17 protein-coding genes are annotated in these 21,922 nt (G+C 75.8%); 9 read left to right on the plus strand and 8 right to left on the minus strand.

All coding sequences use genetic code 11. From position 1 onward, the window contains the following. Positions 1-92 precede the first annotated feature (92 nt). The 4 genes from FGE12_RS17565 to FGE12_RS17580 all read left to right on the plus strand — a co-directional run bounded on the left by FGE12_RS17565 (position 93) and on the right by FGE12_RS17580 (position 3,511). Positions 93-2,003, plus strand: coding sequence for a DUF4091 domain-containing protein (locus FGE12_RS17565; protein ID WP_153867618.1), 1,911 nt, complete (start codon positions 93-95; stop codon positions 2,001-2,003). Positions 2,004-2,165: 162 nt separating this feature from the next. Further along, a complete protein-coding gene (locus FGE12_RS17570) occupies positions 2,166-2,981 on the plus strand; it encodes a hypothetical protein (protein ID WP_153867619.1) in 816 nt (271 codons plus the stop codon). Between the two features lie 105 nt (positions 2,982-3,086). Further along, positions 3,087-3,323, plus strand: coding sequence for a ribbon-helix-helix domain-containing protein (locus tag FGE12_RS17575; protein WP_153867620.1), 237 nt, complete (start codon positions 3,087-3,089; stop codon positions 3,321-3,323). Continuing rightward, the gene (locus tag FGE12_RS17580; RefSeq protein WP_153867621.1) at positions 3,320-3,511 is read left to right on the plus strand and encodes a hypothetical protein; all 192 of its coding nucleotides are present in this window, start codon (positions 3,320-3,322) and stop codon (positions 3,509-3,511) included. The genes FGE12_RS17575 and FGE12_RS17580 overlap by 4 nt, the downstream gene beginning before the upstream one ends. Before the next feature lie 7 nt (positions 3,512-3,518). Here the strand turns inward: FGE12_RS17580 and FGE12_RS17585 are convergent, their stop codons facing one another. Beyond that, positions 3,519-4,586, minus strand: a complete 1,068-nt coding sequence (locus FGE12_RS17585; RefSeq protein WP_194797981.1) for a lysylphosphatidylglycerol synthase transmembrane domain-containing protein — start codon at positions 4,584-4,586, stop codon at positions 3,519-3,521. 51 nt (positions 4,587-4,637) lie between these two features. Then, a complete protein-coding gene (locus FGE12_RS17590; protein WP_194797982.1) occupies positions 4,638-4,826 on the minus strand; it encodes a DNA gyrase inhibitor YacG in 189 nt (62 codons plus the stop codon). A 107-nt stretch (positions 4,827-4,933) separates the two neighbouring features. Here FGE12_RS17590 and FGE12_RS17595 point away from each other — a divergent pair, with 107 nt between their 5' ends. After that, positions 4,934-5,926, plus strand: coding sequence for an NAD(P)H-quinone oxidoreductase (locus FGE12_RS17595; protein ID WP_153867624.1), 993 nt, complete (start codon positions 4,934-4,936; stop codon positions 5,924-5,926). 20 nt (positions 5,927-5,946) lie between these two features. Continuing rightward, positions 5,947-6,972 (plus strand): agmatinase family protein, encoded by a 1,026-nt coding sequence (locus FGE12_RS17600; protein ID WP_153867625.1) that lies wholly within the window; start codon positions 5,947-5,949, stop codon positions 6,970-6,972. 11 nt (positions 6,973-6,983) lie between these two features. On the opposite strand, the gene FGE12_RS17605 is transcribed toward FGE12_RS17600, so the two are convergent. Further along, entirely contained in the window at positions 6,984-8,018 is a 1,035-nt protein-coding gene (locus FGE12_RS17605; protein ID WP_153867626.1) for a response regulator, read from the minus strand. 184 nt (positions 8,019-8,202) lie between these two features. Here FGE12_RS17605 and FGE12_RS17610 point away from each other — a divergent pair, with 184 nt between their 5' ends. Further along, the gene (locus tag FGE12_RS17610) at positions 8,203-9,528 is read left to right on the plus strand and encodes a trypsin-like peptidase domain-containing protein (protein ID WP_194797983.1); all 1,326 of its coding nucleotides are present in this window, start codon (positions 8,203-8,205) and stop codon (positions 9,526-9,528) included. A 28-nt stretch (positions 9,529-9,556) separates the two neighbouring features. Then, complete coding sequence (locus FGE12_RS17615) at positions 9,557-11,185, plus strand: serine/threonine-protein kinase (RefSeq protein WP_153867627.1); 1,629 nt, start codon at positions 9,557-9,559, stop codon at positions 11,183-11,185. A 4-nt stretch (positions 11,186-11,189) separates the two neighbouring features. Here FGE12_RS17615 and FGE12_RS17620 read toward each other — a convergent pair whose 3' ends face one another. Both FGE12_RS17620 and FGE12_RS17625 read right to left on the minus strand, forming a co-directional pair. Next, the gene (locus FGE12_RS17620; RefSeq protein ID WP_153867628.1) at positions 11,190-12,428 is read right to left on the minus strand and encodes a general secretion pathway protein GspE; all 1,239 of its coding nucleotides are present in this window, start codon (positions 12,426-12,428) and stop codon (positions 11,190-11,192) included. Between the two features lie 44 nt (positions 12,429-12,472). Continuing rightward, entirely contained in the window at positions 12,473-12,874 is a 402-nt protein-coding gene (locus tag FGE12_RS17625; protein WP_153867629.1) for a VOC family protein, read from the minus strand. Positions 12,875-12,900: 26 nt separating this feature from the next. On the opposite strand from FGE12_RS17625, the gene FGE12_RS17630 reads away from it, so the two are divergent. Continuing rightward, the gene (locus FGE12_RS17630) at positions 12,901-14,262 is read left to right on the plus strand and encodes a response regulator (RefSeq protein ID WP_153867630.1); all 1,362 of its coding nucleotides are present in this window, start codon (positions 12,901-12,903) and stop codon (positions 14,260-14,262) included. Here the strand turns inward: FGE12_RS17630 and FGE12_RS17635 are convergent. The 3 genes from FGE12_RS17635 to FGE12_RS17645 are packed head-to-tail and all read right to left on the minus strand — an operon-like array spanning position 14,259 to position 21,855. After that, positions 14,259-16,340: a hypothetical protein gene (locus FGE12_RS17635; protein WP_153867631.1), complete on the minus strand. Its 2,082-nt coding sequence runs from the start codon at positions 16,338-16,340 to the stop codon at positions 14,259-14,261. The genes FGE12_RS17630 and FGE12_RS17635 overlap by 4 nt on opposite strands. 8 nt (positions 16,341-16,348) lie before the next feature. Next, on the minus strand, positions 16,349-19,906 hold the full coding sequence (locus tag FGE12_RS17640; protein ID WP_153867632.1) for a flagellar motor protein: 3,558 nt from the start codon (positions 19,904-19,906) through the stop codon (positions 16,349-16,351). Continuing rightward, positions 19,903-21,855 carry an Ig-like domain-containing protein gene (locus tag FGE12_RS17645; RefSeq protein WP_228530871.1) on the minus strand — a complete coding sequence of 651 codons (1,953 nt, stop codon included), beginning with the start codon at positions 21,853-21,855 and terminating at the stop codon, positions 19,903-19,905. Before FGE12_RS17645 ends, FGE12_RS17640 begins: the two co-directional genes overlap by 4 nt. Between the last annotated feature and the right edge of the window lie 67 nt (positions 21,856-21,922).

Raw genomic sequence — 21,922 nt, forward strand, 5'->3', positions numbered from 1 at the left:
TCCCATGTCGGGAACAGGCGAGCAGGAGGGGCCGTATCCTTTCAACTCAAACGAAGGGAATGGCCTACACGGAGCGACGGGTTCGGCGCGCCATGCCGAGCCACATCATCAAGAATTCGACAGTGCTCCTCACCCTGGGAGCCTCGCTCCTGGGACTCGCGGCCTCGGCCGCTCCCACCGTGTACGCCGAGAGCGCCACCGTGAAGGTGCGCCCCAGCACCCCGGCGCGCACCCAGCCCAGCATCGCGCTGACGGCCGCGCGCAACGAGTTCGCCAGCTTCCAGGTGGTGGTCGCGGGCGGCAGCGGCGGCGTGAGCGGCGTGCGCGCGCGCTTCGCGGGCCTCAGCGGGCCCTCGAGCATCCCCGCGGCGAACCTCACGCTGTACCGCGAGGCCTACCTCGACATCACCTCGAGCTCGGGCGCCTTCGGGCAGAAGGGGCTGTGGCCGGACGCGCTCGTGCCGGACGTGGACGAGATCGCGGGCGAGCAGCGCACGGCGTTCCCCTTCGACGTGCCGGCGAACGAGTCGCGCGCGGTGTGGGTGGACATGCTGGTGCCGCAGGGCGCGGCGCCCGGCGTGTACAAGGGCCAGGTGGAGATCACCGGGAGCGGCTACGCGGCGCAGGTGCCCGTGACCCTCACCGTGGTGAACGCGACGCTGCCGACCACCTCGAGCCTCGCCTCCGCGTTCCTCATCTACCCGGGCAACGTGTGCAAGGCGCACACGGGCACGAGTGACTGCGGCAGCACGCGCGCGCAGGCGGACCTGCTCGCGCGCTACCAGCGCATGGCGCTGGAGCACCGGCTCACCCTCACCGCGCTCAATGTCGTCCCGCAGGGCGGTGACTGGAGCGCGTACGACGCCGAGTACGGCCCCTTCATCGAGGGGCGCGCCCAGACGCGCCTGAGCGGCGCGAAGCTGACCTCGGTGCAGTTCTCGGGCTCGAAGACGGCCGCGCGCTTCGCGGACTTCCAGAGCCACTTCAAGGCGAAGGGCTGGCTCTCGCGCGCCTTCGACTACACCGCGGACGAGCCGCCCTACGGCGCCACCTGGGCGGAGGCGAAGACGCGCGCGCAGCTGGTGCGCTCCTCGGCGCCCGAGCTGCGCACGCTCATCACCACCAACATCACCGACGCGACGGCCAACGGGCTCACGCCGTACATCGACGTGATGACGCCGGTGGTGAACCACCTGGACGGCACCGAGGCGAGCTTCGCCGGCGACCAGAGCGCGAAGTACGCGCCGCTGCGCGCCGACGCGCGCAAGAGCCTCTGGGCGTACCAGAGCTGCATGAGCCAGGGCTGCGGCTACGGCACCAACTCCCCCGAGAACCAGGTCAACTCCGGCTGGCCCTCGTACATGGTGGACCGCTCGGGCGCGAAGAACCGCGCGATGCAGTGGGTGGCCTACCTGGAGGGCGCGAGCGGCGAGCTGTACTACGAGACGGCGCTCGCCCTGCCCACGGCGTGGACGAACATCTTCCAGTTCAACGGCAACGGCGACGGCACCCTCTTCTACCCCGGCACGACGGCGCGCATCGGCGGCAAGACCGAGGTGCCCGTGAGCAGCATCCGCCTCAAGCTCATCCGCCAGGGCATGCAGGACTACGAGTGGCTGAAGCTCGTGGAGGGCGCCGGCGACGCCGCCTTCGCGCGCAGCGTGGCGCGCTCGGTGGTGCCGGCCGCCTACCGCGTGGGCGACGACGGCGCCGCCTTCGACACCGCGCACGCGCAGCTCGTCGCGCGCTACCAGGTGCTCGCCCCCAACCCGCCTGCGCCTTCGACCGATCCGGCCCCGGCGGGTGGTGGCAGCAGCGGCTCGCCGGGCACCAGCACCGAGGCTCCGGAGGCGCTCAACGCCGACGGCACCCCGGTCGCCGCCGCGGGCTGCAGCAGCACGGGCAGCGCGGGCCTCCCGGCCGCGGCGCTGGCCCTGCTCGCCCTCGGCGCGCTCGGCCGCCGCCGGCGCCAGCGCGCGCTCGCCCCCGCGCGCCGCCGCTAGCGCGCCTGGAGCCTCGCCCCGCGTCTGTCCTCCACCCGACGCGGGGCGGCCCGGCGCCTGATGCAAGGCCCGTGCGCCGCGACGCCCGGAGACCAGGCAGGCGCCTGGGGTCGCCCTCTACTGTCCGCTCCGAATCGCTACCTTGGTGCACGAGGGGGGTTCATGAGGCTGCGGACGCGGATGGTGGGAGCGACGGCGCTCCTGCTCCTGGGCCTGGTGGTGGGCGTGCAGGAGTGGGCAGAGGCCCCGCTGCGCGCGGTGCACGCCGCCCAGGCCACTTCCGCCCCGGTCCCCCGCCACGCGCGAGCCGCCCCGCTTCCCACGCTGCGGCTGCACGGTCCTCCGCCCGCTCGCCTGGCAGAGGTGCTGCGTGAGCCCTCCGTACGCGGGGCGCCGACGCCCTCTGCGCCGCCCGCTCCGGAGGTCCTGACGGCGGCACCGATCGCGAGCTCGTCCCTCGCCAGCACCCCCTCTTCGGGCCCCGCAGGGCCGGACGCGAGCGCCGGGCGCCGCCTCCCCGCTCCCGGCAGCACGGCGGCGCGGACGGGCGCCATCGAAGCGGTCGACGAAGCCGAGCGCTTCCCGGGCTCGGACGACGACGCGCTCGACCCCGAGCGCTTCCCCGGCGCCCCCGAGGACGCGGCGGAGCGCGAGCGCATCGCGCGCGCGGTGGCGACGGAGTCGGGCGAGGAGCGCGTGCGCGTGGAGGCCGGCATCCCGCGCGCAGGCCGCGTGGACCTGCGCACCGGCGCGGGCCTGGAGACCGAGCCGGGCGAGGCGTCCGGCTCGCACGACGCCGTCAGCGCGCGCACCGCGGGTGAGGCGCACGAGGCGATGCCCGCCGGCGAGCTGCAGCCTGCGCCCACCTTCGCGCCCGTGCCCGCCGAGGCCGGTCCCGCGGAGGAGCATCCGGGGGACCGCGAGGAGCCCGCCGAGCCCGATCCCGACGCAGCGCCGGAGGACGGCGCGCAGCCCTAGCGCTCCGCTCGCCCGGGGCGCTTTTTTTGACTCCCCACGCGCCTCCCCTCTAATGCCGCCCACAGGCCGGTAGCGGCCTGTAGCAGCCCGGACGAGGAGAACGCGATGCACGATTCCAACACCAGCCCGTCGATCCCCGAGAGCCCCTCCATCCCGGCGGAGGCCGCGGGTATCGGGTCCCCCGCGGCAGAGGTCGTGGTCTCCACCCACGTGCTGGTCGCCGAGGAGCAGGTCCACAAGCTGCGCGAGCTGTCGCGCCGCACCCGCGTGGCGCAGAGCGAGTACCTGCGCGAGGCGGTGGACGATCTGCTCGAGAAGTACGACCGCCCGGAGGAGGCGTGAGCGCCGCCCTGACCCTCGGCGCGGCGCTGCGGCGCGGCGCCGGCGCAGCGGGCAGCAGCAGCGACGCGCCCGTGCGCGCCTTCGGTCCGGACGGCCAGCCGCTGCGCAGCAGCGCGCGCCCCGCCCGCGGCGAGCGCACCGCCTCCATCGCCGAGGCCGTGACGCGCTGGCTCGATCAGCAGCTGTGAGCCGGCCTCAGGCCGCGCCGGCCTGCTCGCCGCCCTCGTCCTTGCCCAGCTTGCCGGCGAGGTCGCGGAAGGACATCTGGCCCACGGACATGAGCAGCAGGCCGAGCAGGACCTGCTGCGCCGTCTGCGCGAGCCACATCACGTTCGCGTAGGCGAGCCCGGTGCCGTTCACCACCGCGGCGGGCAGGAAGAGCCCGAGCCCGACTTTGATCGCCGCCTGGAAGGTGCCCATCATGCCGGGCGCGGCCGGGATCATCAGCCCCACCACCAGCACCGCGAGCACCACGAAGGCCTGGAACAGGTCCAGCTGCAGCGGCTGGCACACGCCGCCGGGCGCCGCAGCCGAGCAGTCGAAGGCGCGCGCGAGCACCGCCATCCCCACGCCGTTGAGCGCCCAGTAGAGCACCGTGAGCGCGAAGAAGGCGACGAGCTGGCCTGCGCGCGGCAGCTGGCGCATCGCTCCGACGAAGGAGTCCACCACCCCGGCGACCTTCTCGGCCCCCGCCGGCGACAGGCGGCCCAGCGTGGTGCGCACCAGGCGCACGGCGCTCGCCTGGTGCCAGAGCGCGAAGAGCAGGAACACGAGCCCGCCGCCGAAGACGGCGAACATGAGGTTCGCGCCCAGCTTCACGTAGCGCACCTCGGGGGTCTCGGTGGGCACGAAGAAGAGCAGCGAGCGCAGCATCAGCGCCACGAAGATGCCGTCCGTGATGCGCTCGAGCACCACGGTGGTCATGGCCGCGCTGCGCCGGATGCTGCTGCGCTGCGCGATGAGGAAGGGCCGCGCGAACTCGCCGAGCCGGAAGGGCAGCACCAGCAGCATCATGAAGCCGATGCCGGAGGCCGCGTTGAGCGGCCCGAAGGGCACCCGCTCCATCCCCGACAGCAGGCAGCCCCAGCGCAGCGTGCGCGCCAGGTGGATGAGCAGGAGGATGCCCACGTAGGGCAGCAGCCACAGGTAGTTCGCGTTGCGCAGGCTCGCGAACTGGGCGTGCCAGTCCGTCTCGCGGAAGGCCCACCACGAGAACGCGACGGTCACGGCAACGCTGAGGAGGAGCTTGGCGGCGCGCTTCACGCGGCGGGGTATATCCTCCCGCCCCCCGGCCTCCAAGCTCCGGCGCCCCGTTCAGGCATCCGTCGGCCGCTGGGGCGGCAGCCCGTCCTCCTGCTCGTCTGCCTGGCGATCCGGGACCCGGTACTCCTCGCCGAGCCAGCGGCCGAGGTCCACCGCGCGGCAGCGCGGCGAGCAGAAGGGAAACGAGGGGTTCTGGGCGCGGGCGGGCGAGGGCTTCTTGCAGACGGGGCAGGCAGGCATGGTCGCGGGGGTTGGGGGGAGCCCCATAGTTAAGCCCGGGCCCGGTCCCCGGCCAACCTGAATACAGTGCGCGCGGCCTGGGGAGCCCCGGGCGGGAGGAGCTCGCGATGAAGGTGCTGCGGATCCAGGGCGAGAAGGGCCAGGCCTCGCTGGTGATGGACAGCGCGCCGGAGCCCGTGCCGGGCGCCTCCGAGCTGCGCGTGCGCGTGCGCGCGGCGGGGCTGAACCGCGCGGACCTGCTGCAGATCCGCGGCGCCTACCCCGCCCCGCCGGACGTGCCTCCGGACGTGCCGGGGCTCGAGTTCTCGGGCGAGGTGCTCGAGGTGGGGCCGCGCGTGCGCCGCTTCCGCCCGGGCGACCGGGTGATGGGCCTGGTGGGCGGAGGCGCCTTCTCCGAGCAGCTGGTGCTGCACGAGCGCGAGGCCCTGCACGCGCCCGAGCACCTCTCCTTCCCCGAGGCCGCGGCGCTGCCCGAGGCCTACCTCACCGCCTTCGACGCGCTGGTGCTGCAGGGAGGCCTGCAGGCGGGAGAGGCGGTGCTCGTCACCGCGGTGGCGAGCGGGGTGGGCAGCGCCGCGGCGCTCCTGTGCCGCGCAGCGGGAGCCCAGGTGCTGGGCACGGGGCGCAGCGAGGCGAAGCTCGCGCGGGCGAAGGACTGGGGCGTCTCGCACGCGCTGCACGTGCCGGGAAGCCCTCCGCGCTATGCGGAAGCGGTGCGCGAGGCGACGGGGGGCCGCGGGGTGGACCTCGCGCTGGAGCTGGTGGGCGGGGACTACCTGCCCGAGACGCTCTCGGCGCTCGCGCCGCGCGGGCGGGCGCTGCTGGTGGGGCTCGTCGCGGGGCGCTCGGCCACGCTGGACCTGGGGCTCGTGCTCAGCCGCCGGCTGCGCCTCACCGGCACGGTGCTGCGCAGCCGCCCCCCCGAGGAGAAGATGGCGCTGGTGCAGGCGGCGGAGCGGCAGCTGCTGCCCCTCTTCCGCTCCGGCGCCCTGCCCCCGGTGGTGGACGCGGTGCTGCCCTTCACCCGCGCCGCCGAGGCGCTCGAGCGCATGCAGGGCAACGCGCCGGTGGGCAAGCTGGTGCTGGCCTGGGAGGCGTAGGGCGCGCTATGGGGGCGCCCATGCCCACCTTCGATCCCAACGCGGCCGCGGCCGCCGACTCCGGCATCTTCGGCCTCCCGCACACCCCGGATGAGGCCCACGTCGTCATCCTCCCCGTCCCCTTCGAGGCCACCACCAGCTACGGCGGCGGCACCAGCGAGGGCCCCCGCGCGGTGCTCGAGGCGAGCCGCCAGGTGGACCTCTTCGACATCGAGACGGGCCGCCCCTACGCGCGCGGCATTGCGATGCTGGAGGAGCCGGGCGAGGTGCGCGCCTGGAACGCGCGCGCGAAGCAGCTCGCCACCCCCATCGTCGAGGCGGGCGGCGTGACGCCGGAGCTGCAGGCGGCTTGCGACGAGGTGAACGCCCTGTGCGAGCGGATGAACGAGGCGGTGTACCGGGCCACGCGCGAGTGGCTGCAGAAGGGCAAGCGCGTGGGCGTGCTGGGGGGAGATCACAGCGTGCCCTTCGGCGCCATCCGCGCGCACGCCGAGAAGTACCCGGGCCTGGGGCTCCTGCACCTGGATGCCCACGCGGACCTGCGCAACGCGTACGAGGGCTTCCAGTGGAGCCACGCCTCCATCTTCCACAACGTGATGGAGCGCATCCCGGGCGTGGCCAAGCTGGTGCAGGTGGGCATCCGCGACCTCGGTGAGGCGGAGCACGACTACATCGAGCAGTCCAAGGGACGGGTGAAGACCTACTTCGATGCGCAGCTGCAGCACGCGCGCTTCGAGGGCACGCCGTGGAACCGCCAGGTGGACGAGATCGTGAGCCACCTGCCCCAGCACGTGTACCTCACCTTCGACATCGACGGGCTGGACCCGGTGCTCTGCCCGCACACCGGCACGCCCGTGCCCGGCGGCCTCAGCTTCCCCGAGGTCAACGCGCTCATCGCGGGCGTGGTGCGCTCGGGCCGGACCATCGTCGGCTTCGACCTGGACGAGGTGGCGCCCGACGCGGAGGGCGGCGAGTGGGACGGCAACGTGGGCGCGCGCCTGCTCTACAAGATGATCGGCTGGATGCTGAAGTCCGAGGCGAAGTAGCCCGAGGACCTCTAGCCGTTGCCCGCGCGCCGGCTGGGCCCGGTGCGCGGCAGGAGCACGCTGAAGGCAGAGCCGCGCTCGGGGGTGCAGTCCGCCGAGATGGCGCCCCCGTGCAGCCGGACGATCTGCGCCGCGGCGCTCAGGCCCGTGTGGGCCCCTTCCGCGCGCGGCCGCTCGAAGAGCCGGGGCAGCTCCTCGGCGCTCACGGCCGGCCCCTCGTCGCGCACCTGGATGGTGGCGAGCGCGGAGTTCGTCTGCAGCCGTATCTCGACCGGGCCGCCCGCGTGCACCGCGCGGTCCAGCAGCGCGTCCAGCGCCTGGCGCAGGCGCTCCGGGTCGAAGCGCGCCGGCACTGCCTCGTCCGGGGCGCTGAGGTGCAGCTGGGCGAAGGGCGCGCGCTCGCGCCACGCCGAGAGCACGCCGCGCAGGTGCGCGCCGAGGTCCCCGTTCACCGGGCGCAGCGCCACCTCGCGCGGCTCGAGGCCGGCGGCGCCCTGCAGGCCCCGCACGAGCACCTCCATCTGGCCCAGCTGCGCCGAGAGCGCCTGTAGGGCAGCGCCGTCGGCGCCGGAGCCCTGCAGCCGCTCGAGCTGCGAGCGCGCCGCGGCGAGCGTGCCCTCGAGCGCGCGCGCCGCGCCCCAGGTGGAGTCGGGCTCGTGCGCCGCGCCCGGCAGCGCAGCGTCCGCACCCGTCCCCTCGACCTGCGCGAGCGCCGCGCGGAGCACGGCCTCGAACTCGTCGATCTCGAAGGGCTTCTGCAGGAAGGCGTGCGCCTCGGGCGCGCCCTGCGCGAGCACGCCGGAGAGCAGGATGACCGGCACGTCCTCGAGCCCGGGCTCGCGGCGCAGGGCGCGGCACAGCTCGAGGCCGCTGCAGCGCGGCATCACGTGATCGGTGACCACGAGCTGCGGGCGCCGGGCGCGCGCGAGCCGCAGGGCCTCCGCTCCGTCGCGCGCCTGCAGCACCTCGTGCCCCAGGTCCTCGACCACCTGGCTGAGCACCTCGAGCACCGCGGGCTCATCGTCGGCGACCAGGACCAGGCTCATCCCCCTACCCTCCTTCAGCGAATGCTCCCGCGGACTACTCCGCGGGCAGGGGGCCGGTGTAAGCAACGGCGAGCAGGGCCTCCAGCGACGGCGCGTCCGCTGGGGTCTTCCGAACAATCGCCCCGTCCGGGGCGCGACAGTCGGGGTCGATTCCAGATCGATCCCGGACGTACGGAGGTCGAGCGTGAACACGAGCGGAGTGCAGCGGGGACTGGTGCTGGTGCTGGCGCTGCTGGCCACGGAGGCCGCGGCGCAGGGGACCCTCGCTCGCAGGCGCGATGCGGTGGTGGACGTGGTGCAGCGGGTGGGCCCGGCGGTGGTCTACATCGGCACCGAGCAGGAGGTGCAGCGGCGCTTTCGCGGCGGCGGCAGCATGTTCGACGAGCTGTTCGGCGGACAGGAGCGCCAGACGGTGCAGAGCCTGGGCAGCGGCGTCATCATCCAGGGGCCGGGCAACGCGGGGCCGCTCATCGTCACCAACGATCACGTCATCCGCGGCGCCTCGTCCATCCACGTGGTGCTCGCGGACGGGCGGCAGCTGGACGCGGAGGTCATCGGCAGCGACGCGGACAACGATCTCGCCGTGCTGCGCGTGGCCGCGAAGGCGCCCCTGCCCACCGCGAAGCTGGGCACCAGCAGCGACCTGATGATCGGCGAGACGGTGATCGCCATCGGCAGCCCCTTCGGCCTGTCCAAGACGGTGACCGCGGGCGTGGTCTCCGCCGTGGGGCGCACCTTCCGCGCCGAGGGCCGCGTCTACAACGACTTCGTGCAGACGGATGCCGCCATCAACCCGGGCAACTCCGGCGGGCCCCTGCTCAACGTGGAGGGGGACGTCATCGGCATCAACACCGCCATCTTCGCGAGCGCGCAGGGCATCGGCTTCGCGATCCCCGCGGACAAGGTGCGGCGCATCGTGGAGGAGCTCACCCGCTTCGGGAAGGTGCGCCCCGCGTGGGTGGGCGTGGACGCGGAGGACCTCAGCCCGCGCCAGGCGCAGCGCCTGGGGTGGGACCGCACCTACGGCGCGGTGGTGAGCGCGGTGGAGCCGGGCAGCCCCGCGGAGGCCGCGGGCGTGCGCCGCGGCGACGTGGTGGCGGAGCTCGCGGGCACCCGCATCCAGGACGCCGAGGACTTCGAGGTGCGCGCGCGCGGCTACCCCGCGCGCAGCAGCTTCCCGCTCACGGTGTTCCGCGACGGGCAGCTGCGCACGCTGCAGGTGACGCCGGTGGAGTTCCCCGCGCGGCTCGTCGAGGGGCTCGCGTGGGACCGGCTCGGCCTGCGCGTGCGCGAGGCGCGCGGCGGGCTGCAGCTCACCCAGGTGCGCCCCGACTCGGCGGCGGAGCAGGCGGGGCTCGAGCCCGGAGACCTGCTGCTGCGCGTGAACAACGTGCCGGTGAAGGACGCGGGCACCTTCCGAGAGGCGCTGCTCAACGCGCGCCAGGCCCGCAGCGTGCTGCTGCTCGTGGGGCGAGGTCGGTACGCCTACCACCTCACCCTTCCCTTCTGAGAGCGCCGTCCCCTAGAGTCGCCGGCCCATGAGTCAGCCGCGCTACGTCACCCTGGGCTCCCTGCACGCCGGCAAGGGCTCGCGCGCGGTGCTGGGCTGGTCCCTCGACTCGGCCCGCCCCGTGGTCCTCGTGCGGGCGCCAGACGCGCTGGTGCAGGACCCGGCGCTGCTGGAGGAGCTGCGGCGCGAGACGGCGCGCGCCTGCGTGCTGGAGCACCCGAACATCCTGCGGGTGCACGGGCTCGCGGCGCTGGAGGGCGGCTACGCGCGGGTGACCGAGTTCGCGGACGGCGAGCCCCTGCGCCAGGTGCTCGAGCGCGTGGGCCGCCTCAGCGTGGCGCACGCGGTGCGGCTGGCCGCGGACGTGGCCATGGGCGTGCACTACGCGCACCTGGCCGGCAACGACGACGGCACACCCCTGGTGCACGGCGACCTGCGCCCCGAGACGCTGATGCTCGGCTTCGACGGCGCCTGCAAGGTGACGGGCTACGGGGCGCTCGGCGTCGCGCCGCGCGAGCCCGAGGGCCGGCGCGTGCGCAACCGCCGCCGCTACTGTGCGCCGGAGCAGCTGCTGGGCGGGCGCAGCGCCGTGACAGTGCAGTCGGACGTGCTGCTGCTCGCGCTCACCGTCTTCGAGTGCCTCGCGGGCGAGCACCCCTTCGCGCACGCCTCCGACCTGGATGCCGCGCTGCTGCTCGAGCCGCTCCCCGCGCGCCCGGACCTCATCCCGGGGCCGCTCGATGCCGTGCTGAGGCGCGCCTGTGCGAAGCGCGCCGAGGACCGCTACCCCTCGATGCTCGCCCTGCGCGATGCCCTGCTCGCCGCGGCCGAGCCGCACGCCTCCGCGCAGGAGCTCGCGGCCCTCATGGCGCGGGCCTTCCCGCCCGAGGACCCCGCGCGCGCGGCGCGGGCGGCCCTCATCGCGCGCGCTCCGTCCCCGCACGTCGAGGCCCCGCTCGTCGGCTCCCCGCTGGAGCTGCTGCCGCCGCCCGCGCCGCGCCGACGACCCGAGCCGGCCGCGCCCGCCGAGCCTGCGACTCCGGCGGAGCTGCCGCGCGCAGCGCCCGTGGGCCTGATGCTCGCGGGCGCGGCGGGACTTGCCCTGCTGGTGGCGGGCATCCTCTGGGCGGTGCGCGGGCCCGGGCCTCGCGAGGCGACCGGGGCCTCCGTCCTGCCAGACGCGGGCGCGCCCGCTGCGCTCGCGGCGGCCCCGGCTCCATCCGCCTCCCCCGCCGACGCGGGAGCGCCGCTCGCTGAGCTGGACCTCGTGGTGGAGCCCGCGGTGGAGGTGTGGCTGGGAGAGACCTCGCTGGGCCGCACCCCGCTCAAGGCGTCCTTGCCGCCCGGCCGCCACCTGCTCGCGCTGCGCAACCCCGCGCTGGGCATCTACACCGCGCGCGCGGTGACGGTGGGCGCGAGCGGGCGCGTGGCCCAGAGCGTGTACCTGGCGCGCGGCTACGTGGTGGTGAGCGCGCCGGAGGGCGCGAGCATCCGCGTGGACGGCAAGGCCTACGGGAGCGCTCCGGTGGGCGAGCTCGCGCTCTACGAGGGCGAGCACCACCTGGTGGTGGACGCCGCGGGGGCGCGCTGGCAGCAGGGCTTCCGGCTCGAGCCGAACCAGCGCGTGCGCTTCGACGTGGCCTTCGAGACGCCCTGAGCGCTCAGCCGCCCTTGCGCTTGCGGATCATCGCCTCGTACGAGCGGCCCACGCTCTGCGAGAGGATGAGCAGCTCGCCCACGTCCGGCGTGGTGAGCTGGTCCGGCCCGTCGTCCACGTACAGGATGTGCACCACCTTGCCGCGCACCAGCAGCGGCAGCATGACGGCGGTGGTGGGCGCGCCGGCGCCGAGCAGCTTGTAGAAGACGGCTGCCGCGGCGTCCGCGCGCACCGGCCCCACGAAGTGCGAGCGGGTGTCGCGCACCAGCTTGAAGGTGCTCGGGTTGCGCAGCGCGATGCCGATGCGCCGCACCGCCGCGTCGCGCACCCCCTGCCCCAGGCCGTGCCAGCCGGTGACCAGGTCGCCCTGCACCGAGAGCAGCAGGCTGCGCTTCCACTTGCCCAGCGCGAAGCGCAGCACGGTGGCCGCCACGTCCTCGCGGTCCGAGCTGCGCGCGAGCTCCGCCTGCGCCTGCGCGAAGGTGAGCGGGGTGAGGGTGCGGGGCGGGCTGGGCGGCACGGGCGCGGGAGGCGGCGCCGGCATCGTGAGCGGCAGCGGGGCCGCGGCGGCGGGCTGCGCGGGCTCGACGGGCGCGGGCGGCGGCACGGGCGCTGCGCGCGGGGCTGGCGCCTCGGGCGCGGGCGCGGTTGCAGGCGCCGCGCCTCCCTCGAGCGCCTGGGCGTAGAGGGCCTGGAACTCGTCCTCGCCCATCAGATCGCCCGTGCTCGGTGCGAGGCGCCCATCTCCGCGCGCCTGCGGGGCGGCCGTGGGAGCGGCCGGGCGCGCGGGCCGCGCGGTCTCCAGGTCGATGGCGCGGATGGGCCGGAAGCTGCGGCAGTAGCGGCGCTGCAGCTGGTTCATCCGGAACTCGGGGATGAGCACCGGCACCACCCGCTTGCCCGTGCGGAACGCCAGCTCGTCCAGCGTGGCCACGTCGTGCGGGTTGGTGATCGCCACGCTCAGGCGCGTGCCGTCCAGCCGCATCGGCAGGTAGTCCTTGTCGTCCGCGTGGTCCAGGTCCACCAGGCTCAACGCCTTGGGGTCGGGCACCATCTCGCCGGAGGCGAAGGGCATGTTGTGCTGCCGGCCGAGGCAGCGCGCGAGGTTCTGCTCGGACAGCAGCCCCATCTCGACCAGGTTGGTGCCCAGCCGCCCACCCTGGACCACCTGGGCCTCGAGGCCCTCCTCGAGCGCCTCGGCGGTGAGGAGCCTCTCGGCCAGCAGCAGTTCACCCAGGCGCATTGAGGTGCTTGTACCCGCGGCCCGCCCGCCCGGCAAGGCGGCCCTCAGTCCTCCGGGTGGTGGCTGAGCGCGATGCGGTTGCCCTCGGGGTCGCGCACGTAGAGGCTCCAGCGCGTCTGGTGCTCGAGCGGGACGCCCGCCCGGGCGAAGGCCGCGAGCGCGCCCTCGCGCGCGGCGCGGGGGATGCGGAAGGCGAGCAGCAGGAGGCCCGGGCGGCCGTGGCGGAAGGGCTCCTCGAGCAGCTCCCGGGGGGGCGGGTGGGAGGCCGCCTCGATCGCGAGGAAGCCGCCCCCGGGCACCCCCACCCAGATGCTGCGCAGCGAGCCGTCCGGGTGCAGGTGGCGCTGCAGCTCGGGGAAGCCGAGCAGGTCCCGGTAGAAGGCGGCGGTGCGCTCCAGGTCGTGCACCTGGAGGGCGACATGGTGAAAGCCCTGAACGTCCGTCATGCGCGGATGCTACGCTGCGCCCCCCCATGGCGCGACTGCTCTTCGTCGAGGACAACCACGAGCTCGCCTCGCTGATGGCCGCTGCGGCCGGCGCCCGGGGCCATGCGGCCCACGCCGTGCACTCGGGCGAGGAGGGGCTCGCCGCGGCGCGCGAGCGCGGCTTCGACGCAGCCGTGGTGGACCTGCTCCTGCCGGACATGCGCGGCGGCGAGGTGCTCGCCGAGCTGCGGCTGCTGGGGCTGCCCGCGGTCGCCATCAGCGGCGTGTACAAGGGGGACCGCTTCGCGCGCGAGGCCGTGGAGGTGCACGGCGCGCGCGCCTTCTTCGAGAAGCCCTTCGAGCTCTCCGCCCTCCTCGAGTCGCTCGAGCGCCTGGTGGGCACCGCGGTGCCCCCGCCCGAGGGACCCGAGCCGGCCGCCGAGCTGGAGGAGCTGCTGCCGCTCGAGGAGTCGGACGTGGCCCCCGAGCCGCGAGCGCCGGCTCCGCCCCCGCAGCCGAGCCCGCCCGCGAAGGCCCCGGAGCCCGCGCTGCCCCCTGCGGCTCCTGCCCCCGCCGCGCTGCCCCTGCCCTTCGCCGAGCGCGAGCGGGTGTGGGCCAAGGGCGGCAGCGCCCCGGCCGCGGCAGCAGCACGCCCCGCCCTTCCCGACTGGCAGCTGGCCGGAGACCTCGCCACCACCGCCGTGCCCCGGCTGCTCAACGCGTACTACGAGGCGCGGCACGGCGGAGAGCTGAAGCTGCGCCAGGGCCAGGTGCTCAAGGTCGTGTACTTCGAGGCGGGACGCCCGGTGTACGCCGCCTCGAACCTCGCGCAGGAGCGCTTCGGGCGCTTCTGCGTGCGCCGCGGCGTGCTCACCGAGACGGACCTGCAGCAGGTGGCGGCGCTGTGCCAGGAGCAGAACGTGCGCACCGGCGAGGCCATGGTGCGGCTCGGGCTCCTCCGCGAGGAGCAGCGGCGCGAGCTGCTCGAGCAGCAGGTGAAGGAGATCCTCTGGGCCACCTTCGCCTGGACCAGCGGCTCCTACGGCTTCAGCCCCCAGCGCCCGCAGCGCTCGGACCTGGTGCGCCTCTCGGTGTTCCCGGGAGACCTCATCCTCGAGGGCGTGCTGCGCACCGAGTCGCTCGTGCAGCTGCGCCAGCACATGCGCGCCGGACGCAAGCTCTTCCCCCGCACGGACCCTCCCTACGGCCTCAACGAGTTCTCGCTCAGCGGCGGCCAGGCGCTGCTGCTCGCGTACGCGGACGGGAGCAAGACCGTCGAGGACCTGCTCACGCTCACGGACCTCCCGGAGCGAGAGGCGCTCGGGACGCTGCGGGCCTTCGAGCTGCTGGGGCTGGTGGAGGAGCGCAGCGGGGACGCCGCCCGGCGGCGGATCACCTTCGGGCTCTAGCCCCGGACCCGGGCCAGCCGCCGCAGCAGCCCTGCGAGCGCGAGCAGCGACACTGCGCTCGCGCCCGCCGGTGCACCGCCGCAGCCACAGGACTGCGGCTCCGGCGAAGGCGCCGCGGCCTCGCTGATGCGCACGCTGCGGCGGAAGGCCTCGCCCTTCACGCGCCCCTCGCCGAGCAGCCGCGTGCGCACGCTGAAGCCCAGGGTCGCGCGAGCGCCCGCCGCGAGCGGAAGCCCCGTCACCACGAGGCGTCCGTCCTGCACCTGCGCGTCCACCGGCGCGCCCTCGAAGCGCGCGGAGCCCGGCACATAGTCGAGCCCCTCCAGCTGCTCCTCCACCCGCACGTCCGAGAGCGCACAGGCGGTGGGGTTGTCCAGGTCCACGAAGACGCCGACCGTCTCCCCCTCCACGGTGAGGGGGCGCTCGGTGCGGTGGCGAAGGGCGACGAAGGGCTCGGCACTCAGGGTGAGCGACTGCACCTGCGAGGCTGCGTTGCCGCTGCCCGCGTCCGCGCTCACCTGCAGCACCAGCGTCTCGCCCAGCAGCGCGTCCAGCCCCTTCTCCACGGTGCGCACCTCCACCTGCGCGCCGCTCAGCTGGGGGCTCTCGAGCTGCGGCCCCGACAGCTGCGTCCAGCCCACCGCCACGTCCGCGCACAGCCCCGTGGGCAGGGGCTGCACGAGCCGCCCGCTCGCGCCCTCGCCGCAGCGCACCTGCAGCCCCGTCGCATCCACGGGCGTGAGCACCACGCGCGGGTCCGGCTGCGTGTCGCGCACGCTCACGCCCAGGCGCGTGAGCACGTCGTGCGCGGCGAGCCCGTCCGCGGCGCGCAGCTCCACGCTGCCGCTCGCCGCAGCGCACACGGCGCCGGCGCGCACCGTCAGCTGCAGGCCGCCGTCCACCTCCGCCACGTCCAGCCCGAGCGCCGCCGTGCCGCCATCCGCGAGCGCCGCCTCCAGGTGCAGCGCGTCGCCATCCGGGTCCACCGCCGGCAGGTCGAGCACGCGCTGCTCGCCCTCGTCGAGCGTGAGGGGCGCGGGCGCACCGAAGGAAGGTGCAGCGGCATTGCTGTAGACGAGCAGGTTGTTGCCGGTGCTGCTGCGCACCGTGAGCACGCAGAAGCTCGCGTCCACGCAGCGCACGCGCTCCAGGTCCGCGGTGGCCATACCCGCAGGCACGGTGGGCCCGGGGAAGCTCGAGTTGAGGCGCCAGCTGCGGCCCACGTCCGCGCCGCGCGTCACCGGCACGGCGTTGAGCACGGCGTGCCCCCCGTCGGCGAGGCGCGCCGCCGCGAGCCCGAAGCCGTCCCCGAGCGCGGTGCCCGCGTCCGGCGTGAGCACCACGCCCGTCACGTCGGTGACGCCCGGGGGCAGCGGCACCGGCTCGAAGGCGCCCGCGCCCAGCACGCCGCGGTACAGCCCGCCCTGCGCGCCGAGCAGGACGCCCGGTGCTGCGCCCTCGAGCGGGAACAGCTCGGCCTCGAGCAGGGCCACCCCCGCGTCCAGCGACACCACCCGGGGCGACGTGGCCCCCGCGTACCAGAACAGCTCGGTGCCGGTGCCGCCGAGCAGCCCGAAGAGGGCGTGGTCCACCCCCGCCACCCGCGCCGCGTCCGCCACGCGCGTGGCCTTTCGCGCCCCGTCGTTGAGCAGCGGCGTCCAGAGGCCCGCGTCCGCGGCCGAGGGCGTGTACGCGAAGCGCTGGTCGCTCCCCAGCTCCCCGTAGGTGAACGCGGCGCCGCCCGCCGTGCGCGCGTAGCTCACGATGTTGAGGCCCGAGGTGCCGAAGGGGTTGTCCGCGGGGTGCGGGCAGGTGGAGGCGGAGACGAAGCTGCCGTTGCGCTGCAGCGAGAGGAGGCAGCCGTCCGGCGTGAGCAGCGTGCCGAGCGACTCGCCCGCCACCGTCTGCGTCACCGCGCCGTTCACCACCAGCACCGCCTGCGAGGTGGTGGAGACGGAGAAGACACCGGGCCGCCACACCTCCACGTCCGTGGGCGTTCCCGCCACCGCGAGCGCGCGCCAGTCCGCGTGGGCCGTGCCAGCCGCGAGCAACAGGAGGCTGAGGAGTAGTGCGCGCATGCTCGCTCCTAGTAGGCCGCTTCCGCCCGCAGGTACACGCGGCCCTCGTCCGGCGTGGGGCTCATGCCGAGGCCGCGAAAGCCCAGCACGCCGTAGCCCGCGGCGAGCCGCAGCCGCTCGTCGAAGCGGTACGCGAGCTCCGCGCGCACCGCATGGAGCGAGTCGCCGTCCTGCGCCACGCTGCGGCGCAGCAGCTCCGCCGCCACCTCCAACCCCCCCACCACCCGCACGCTCGGGCGCACCGAGCCGGTGAACACCCACAGCGCGCTCCCGCCCAGCCCCGAGCGCCCCAGGTGCGCGCCGCCCGCGAGCCCCACGCGCCCGCCCAGCTGCAGCGCGGGCAGCAGCGAGAACACCTGCAGCGCGCGCTCGCCGAGCACCGAGCCCTCGCCCGGGGAGAGCTCGCGCGTGAGGGCATAGCGCCCCACCAGCGCGAGCGGGCCGGGGCGCCACGCGAGCGCGGCGTAGCCCTCGACGAAGCGCGCCTCGAGCGCGCCCTGCCCCACCGTGTGTCCCACGTCCAGCCGCCCCGAGGCCGACAGGTCGCGGCGCAGGGTGAGGTCCGCTGCGAGTCCCACCACCGCCTGCCGCCGGTCCACGGGCAGCGAGGGTGCACGGTCGCTCGCACCGTGCTCGTCGCGCAGCTCCGCGCGCGCCTGCAGCCGCAGCCGCTCGAGCACCCACTGCACCGAGAGCGCCCCCACGTCGCGCGTGAGGTTGCTGGGCAGGTCCAGCGGGCTGCGCACGCCGCGCTCGTAGCGGGCACCGACGCGCAGCGCGCCCGTCACCAGCTGCTCGAAGCCCACCGCCCGCGCGAGCCGCACCGCGTTCGCGTCGTGGGCGCTCACGTCCTCCACGTAGAGGCGCGTGCCCGCGGCCACGTCGGTGCTCGCGCCGGACACCGCGCGCGCCGCGCCCACGTCCGGCCCGTCCACGTCCACGCTGTAGCCGCCGTAGTACGTATCCTGGCCGCGGCGCACGCTGCCCTCCGCCCAGACGAGCGGCCCCAGCTCCGGCCCCCATCCGCCGCGCACGCCCACGTGGCGCGCCTCTCCGAGCGAGAGGTCCACGCCCGCGGAGGTGAAGGTGTCGTCCAGCCGGCCCGGCCCTTCGCCGCGCTGCACGAGCGACTGGCGGTGGCCCGCGGAGAGCACCACGCCCTCGTGCACCCGCAGGTGCGCATTCACGCCCGCGGAGGTCCTGCCCCCCTCGAGCAGCTCGCGCTCCCCCGCCACCTCGCTCGCCTCGAGCTCACTGTCGCGCACTTCCGCACGCACACCCCAGGACCCTTGCTCGTAGCCCAGCCCCGCGCCCAGCGTGCGTGCGCGCAGCGGCGCCTCGCCGAAGGGCAGGCGCGGGTCCGCCCCACTGCGCGCATCTCCGAGCAGCGTGAGGGTGAAAGGCCCCAGCGGCTGCTCGAGGTTGAGCGAGAGCTGGCGCGCGCGCACCGCGTCCGCGTGCGCATCGTCCGAGAAGCCCGCGGAGCGCACGCGCGCAGCGGCCTCCAGCCGCCCGCCCCCGCCCACGCCCGGGCCCCGCAGGCGCAGGCCCAGCGCATCGCCGCCGGGAGAGGTCAGAGGCGCCGGGCGCAGGAAGCTGAGGCCGCCGTCGTCCGAGAGCCCGAAGCGCTCTTCCGCCACGGCGCGTCCGCGGCTGCGCGCGGCCTCGGCGAGCAGCGTGTAGCCCTGCCACTGCGTCTGCGCGGTTGCGCCCAGCAGCGCGTAGTGCCCTTCGCCCTGCCCCTCCTGCAGCGCGGACACGCTGAGGCGCGCGGGGCCCAGCTCGGCCCACGCCTCCGCGCCGCCACCGCCGCGGTCTTCTCCGAGGTGCAGCGCCGCGAAGTCAGCCACCAGCACCGGCTCGGGCGCCGCGGTGAGCGGATCCGTGGTGAGCCACGCCGTGCCTCCCACGAAGGAGAGCGGCTCGGCGAGCAGCACGCGGCCCGAGAGGTAGTCCACGTCGTAGTCGCGGCCGCGCACGAGGTGGCGCTCAGCGAGCGGCAAGCCGGTGACGCCGTCGCGCAGCTCTACCCGAAGCACCTCGGAGCCCTCGGCGACGCTGCCGGTGCCCAGGTAGTAGAGGCTGCCGCCGGTGGCCCGCAGCTCCGCGTGTGCGGGCGAGGCGGAGAGGCCCCGGGTGGGATCGTGGAGCCCGCCCGCGAAGGCGTCCAAGCCCACGCGCACCGCGCCCACCGGCGCCTGCAGCTCGGCGTAGGGGCCGAAGAGGGGGCGGTGGTAGCGCCCCAGCTCGCGGTCTCCCAGCCACGCCCGGTAGGTGCCGAAGCCCGCGCGGCCCAGCAGGGGGTGGCGCGCCTCGAGGCGCAGGCCGGCCTCGGCGGGGTTCGCGGCGAGGCCGGTGGAGGTGTCGCCCCACTCCGCCGGCGCGAGGTCCGGGTCCGGCGCGCGCTCGAAGCGCTCCACGCGCCGCGGGGAGCGCCAGCCCTCGAAGCCCGCCTCGCGGTCGGTGTCCTGCAGGTTGAGCTCTCCCATCAGCGAGAGCTGCCCCAGCTGCAGCTCCCCGTGCGCGGCGCCGCGCCCCACCAGCCGCAGGGCGCCACTCTTCGGCGCGTAGCTGCCCTCCACATCCAGCAGGCCCACCGCGAAGGCGCGCGGGGCGGCCTGCAGCTGCAGGCGCTCGGTGCGCGGGGGGCCTGCGGGGGCGCTGAGCTGCAGCAGCACCGTGTTGGCGCCATCGCGCAGGGTGAGCGGCACGTCGGCGCTGCCTTCAGGGCCCACGATGGCCTCGGTCCCGGCCTCCCCTGCGCGCACGCGCGTACCCGGTGTGCCCACGAAGTGCAGCGCGGTGCGCCCGGAGGGCAGCGTTCCGGTGGCGGGCAATTGCAGCGCGCCGGTGGCCTCGGGAGCGCGTGGGACGACGAGCCAGCCCCCCTCGCGCGCCACCACGTCCACGCGCTGGGTGTAGAGGCGCAACGAGCCGCCGGCGCCTTGCGCGCGGATGGCGAGCGCGTTCGGGCCCTCCTGCAGCGGCACGAGTGCGCGGTAGGCGCCCTGCGCGTCCACCTGCGCCGGCACGCCCGCCACGCTCACCGCGTCTCCGGGGGCGGCCTGCCCCGCGGCGAGGAACTGCACCACCCCGTCCACGCGCTCCGCGCTGGGCGGCGCGGCCGCGTAGGAGAGCGCGAGGGGCGCGGCCCCGGAGGCCTCGCGGCGCACCGCGAAGTCCTGCAGCGCGAGGGCTCCCCAGGGCAGCTCCACCGTCGCGCCCTGCACCGGCAGCAGCGTCCCGGGCGGCAGCGTGCGCGCGTCCACCTTGAGGCGGTAGCGGCCCGGCCGCAGGTGCAGGCCCCGGGTGTCGTCCGGGCGGCGCGCCTCGAGGCCCGCGAAGTGGAAGCGGCCCTGCGCGTCCGTGAGCACCTCGCGCCCGTCCGAGAGCACCAGTCGCACGTGCGCGAGCCCCGGCTCCCCGGGCGCGCAGAGGCCGTCCGCGTCCTGGTCCTCGCACACGCGGCCCACCACCGTGCCCTCGAGCCACGGAGCAGGTGTCACCGCCACCTGCGCGAGCGCGGGGGAGGCGAGCAGCAGCGCCGCGAGCAGCAGGCGCCTCAAGGCCGCAGCTCCGCGAGCGCGGTGACGCCCGTGGCCACGTCCGCGACGGAGACGCTGAGCGCGTGCGCCGGCCGCTCCAGCGTGAAGCGCGTGCGGCCCTGCGACGTCTCGGAGGGCCCCGGCTCCCCCTCGCTCAGCGCCACGTGCACCTTTCGGCCCTCGAGGAGCTGGCCGCGGGCGTCCTCCACCCAGTAGCTCACGCGCACGCGCCCGTCGCGCAGGCGCTCGGTCTGGAGGCGCACGTTCACCGGCGTCGCGGGCGCGAGACGCACGGCGCGCTGTACGGGCGCGGGCACGAGCGCAGGGTCCTCCGGGAAGACGGGCCCCTGCGGCCCCAGCACCTCCACGCTGCGCGCGAGGCCGGGCCACTGCGCGTGGTGCACCTCCACGCGGCCCGCGCGCAGGGCGCCCAGCGAGAGCGTGCCGTCCGCGCCGGTCTCTCGCGCCTCTCCGTTCACCACCAGCGGCTGCTGGGCGAGCGGGAGGCCCGAGAGCTCGGACACGCCCACCCGCAGCTCGCCTCCCTGCGCCCAGAGCCAGAGGCGCGCCGGGCTCGCGTCGCGCACGCCCAGCGCCCGCGCCGTGAGCAGGCCCGTGGCCTCCTCGCCCGCCTCGGGCACCTGCCACGCCGTCCCCTCGTCGTCCGTGCGCAGCGAGCGCGTGGCGAGGCTGCCGAGCGAGGCCTCGAGGGCCACCGGTGCCCCGGGCCGCGGCGCACCCGCCGCATCGCGCGCCTCCACGCGCACGGCGGTGGCCGTGCCGTGGTGTACGGGCTCGGGCCCGAGCGAGAGCGCGAGGGAGACGGGCGTGCCGCCGGGCACCAGCTGCAGCTCCAGCTGCTCTCGCGAGGCGGCCCCGCGCTGGGGCCAGGCGACGGAGAGCTCCTCGCGCAGAGCCTGGGACGCGCGCGGCGCGACGTAGCGCCACTCGAGTAGGCCGTCCTCGTGCTCCACGGGCCCCTCCAGGCGCCCCGACTTTCCGCGCGCCTCCACGCGCGCGTGGCGAACCGGGCGGCCCTCGGGATCGCTCGTCGCGCACAGGAGCCGCGCGCGGGCGCTGCCGTCCGCGGGCAGCTTCCCCGGGTGCAGCACGCAGGCGAGCCCGTCCGTCGGGGGCAGGAGCAGGTCCACCTCCTGGTTGCGCACGTTGCCCACCGGGTCCACCACGCGGCCGCGGCCGAAGCGGTGGCCGGGCGGGATGACCACCGGCAGCCGGAAGCGCCCGTCGTGGTCGGCCCGGACGGGGCCGTAGCGCACGCCGGCGATCTCGATGGCCATGCTCGCGTCGCGCTCGGTGCGGCCCGGCAGCTCCACGCTCGCCGCGAGCGGCACGCGCAGGCTGCCGTAGGCCCCGTGCACGGCCTGCGCGTGCGGCCACGGCGAGAGCGCCACGAGGATGGCCACCTCGGGAAAGCGCGTGGGGGGCAGCACGTAGCGCGCGCGGTAGAGGCCGGGCCCCGCGGGCGTGAGCGCCTCCACCTGGCCCACGTTGGCGCGCACCACGGGAGGTGCGCCGCTCGTGTCGGGGCTGCCGTCCTCGCGCCGCAGGCGCACCGTGAGCTCGGCCTCGCGGTCGTGCCCCTTCACCGGCGCGGGGGGCTGCAGGGTGAGCTCCACGCGGCGCGCCGGCGGCCCCAGCACGTAGCGCCCCGTGAGCGTGTGGCCCGCCACCTCCGCGCGCAGCTCGACGACGCGCGCGCCCGCCTGGGGCAGCACCCAGACGGTGGACAGGGGCGGCTGGGAGGGGCCCGGGCGCAGCTCGGCGCCGCGGGCGCTGAGCTTCGGCGCCGAGGGCAGCGGCGCGAGCGCGCCCGCGTCGTCGCGGCGTACCACGGCGACCGCGAAGCCCTCGGGCGGCACCTCGGCCGTGGGGCCGAGCAGCGCGTACGACTCGGCACTCGCGGGCGCGGCGACGAGCAACAGCCAGAGCGCTGTGAGCGGGCGGAGCAAGCGGCTCACTCTAGCGGCAGGGGTGAGGCGGAGCGAGAAAGCGCGCGGAAAAGCCCCGCGCCGGCGA

It is taken from the genome of Aggregicoccus sp. 17bor-14 (assembly GCF_009659535.1).
GTDB lineage: Bacteria > Myxococcota > Myxococcia > Myxococcales > Myxococcaceae > Aggregicoccus.

Coding starts and splice junctions, on each gene's coding strand:
- FGE12_RS17565 (WP_153867618.1), top strand. CDS start 93: ATGCCGAGCCACATCATCAAGAATTCGACAGTGCTCCTCACCCTGGGA.
- FGE12_RS17570 (WP_153867619.1), top strand. CDS start 2,166: ATGAGGCTGCGGACGCGGATGGTGGGAGCGACGGCGCTCCTGCTCCTG.
- FGE12_RS17575 (WP_153867620.1), top strand. CDS start 3,087: ATGCACGATTCCAACACCAGCCCGTCGATCCCCGAGAGCCCCTCCATC.
- FGE12_RS17590 (WP_194797982.1), bottom strand. CDS start 4,826: ATGCCTGCCTGCCCCGTCTGCAAGAAGCCCTCGCCCGCCCGCGCCCAG.
- FGE12_RS17595 (WP_153867624.1), top strand. CDS start 4,934: ATGAAGGTGCTGCGGATCCAGGGCGAGAAGGGCCAGGCCTCGCTGGTG.
- FGE12_RS17600 (WP_153867625.1), top strand. CDS start 5,947: ATGCCCACCTTCGATCCCAACGCGGCCGCGGCCGCCGACTCCGGCATC.
- FGE12_RS17605 (WP_153867626.1), bottom strand. CDS start 8,018: ATGAGCCTGGTCCTGGTCGCCGACGATGAGCCCGCGGTGCTCGAGGTG.
- FGE12_RS17615 (WP_153867627.1), top strand. CDS start 9,557: ATGAGTCAGCCGCGCTACGTCACCCTGGGCTCCCTGCACGCCGGCAAG.
- FGE12_RS17620 (WP_153867628.1), bottom strand. CDS start 12,428: ATGCGCCTGGGTGAACTGCTGCTGGCCGAGAGGCTCCTCACCGCCGAG.
- FGE12_RS17625 (WP_153867629.1), bottom strand. CDS start 12,874: ATGACGGACGTTCAGGGCTTTCACCATGTCGCCCTCCAGGTGCACGAC.
- FGE12_RS17630 (WP_153867630.1), top strand. CDS start 12,901: ATGGCGCGACTGCTCTTCGTCGAGGACAACCACGAGCTCGCCTCGCTG.
- FGE12_RS17635 (WP_153867631.1), bottom strand. CDS start 16,340: ATGCGCGCACTACTCCTCAGCCTCCTGTTGCTCGCGGCTGGCACGGCC.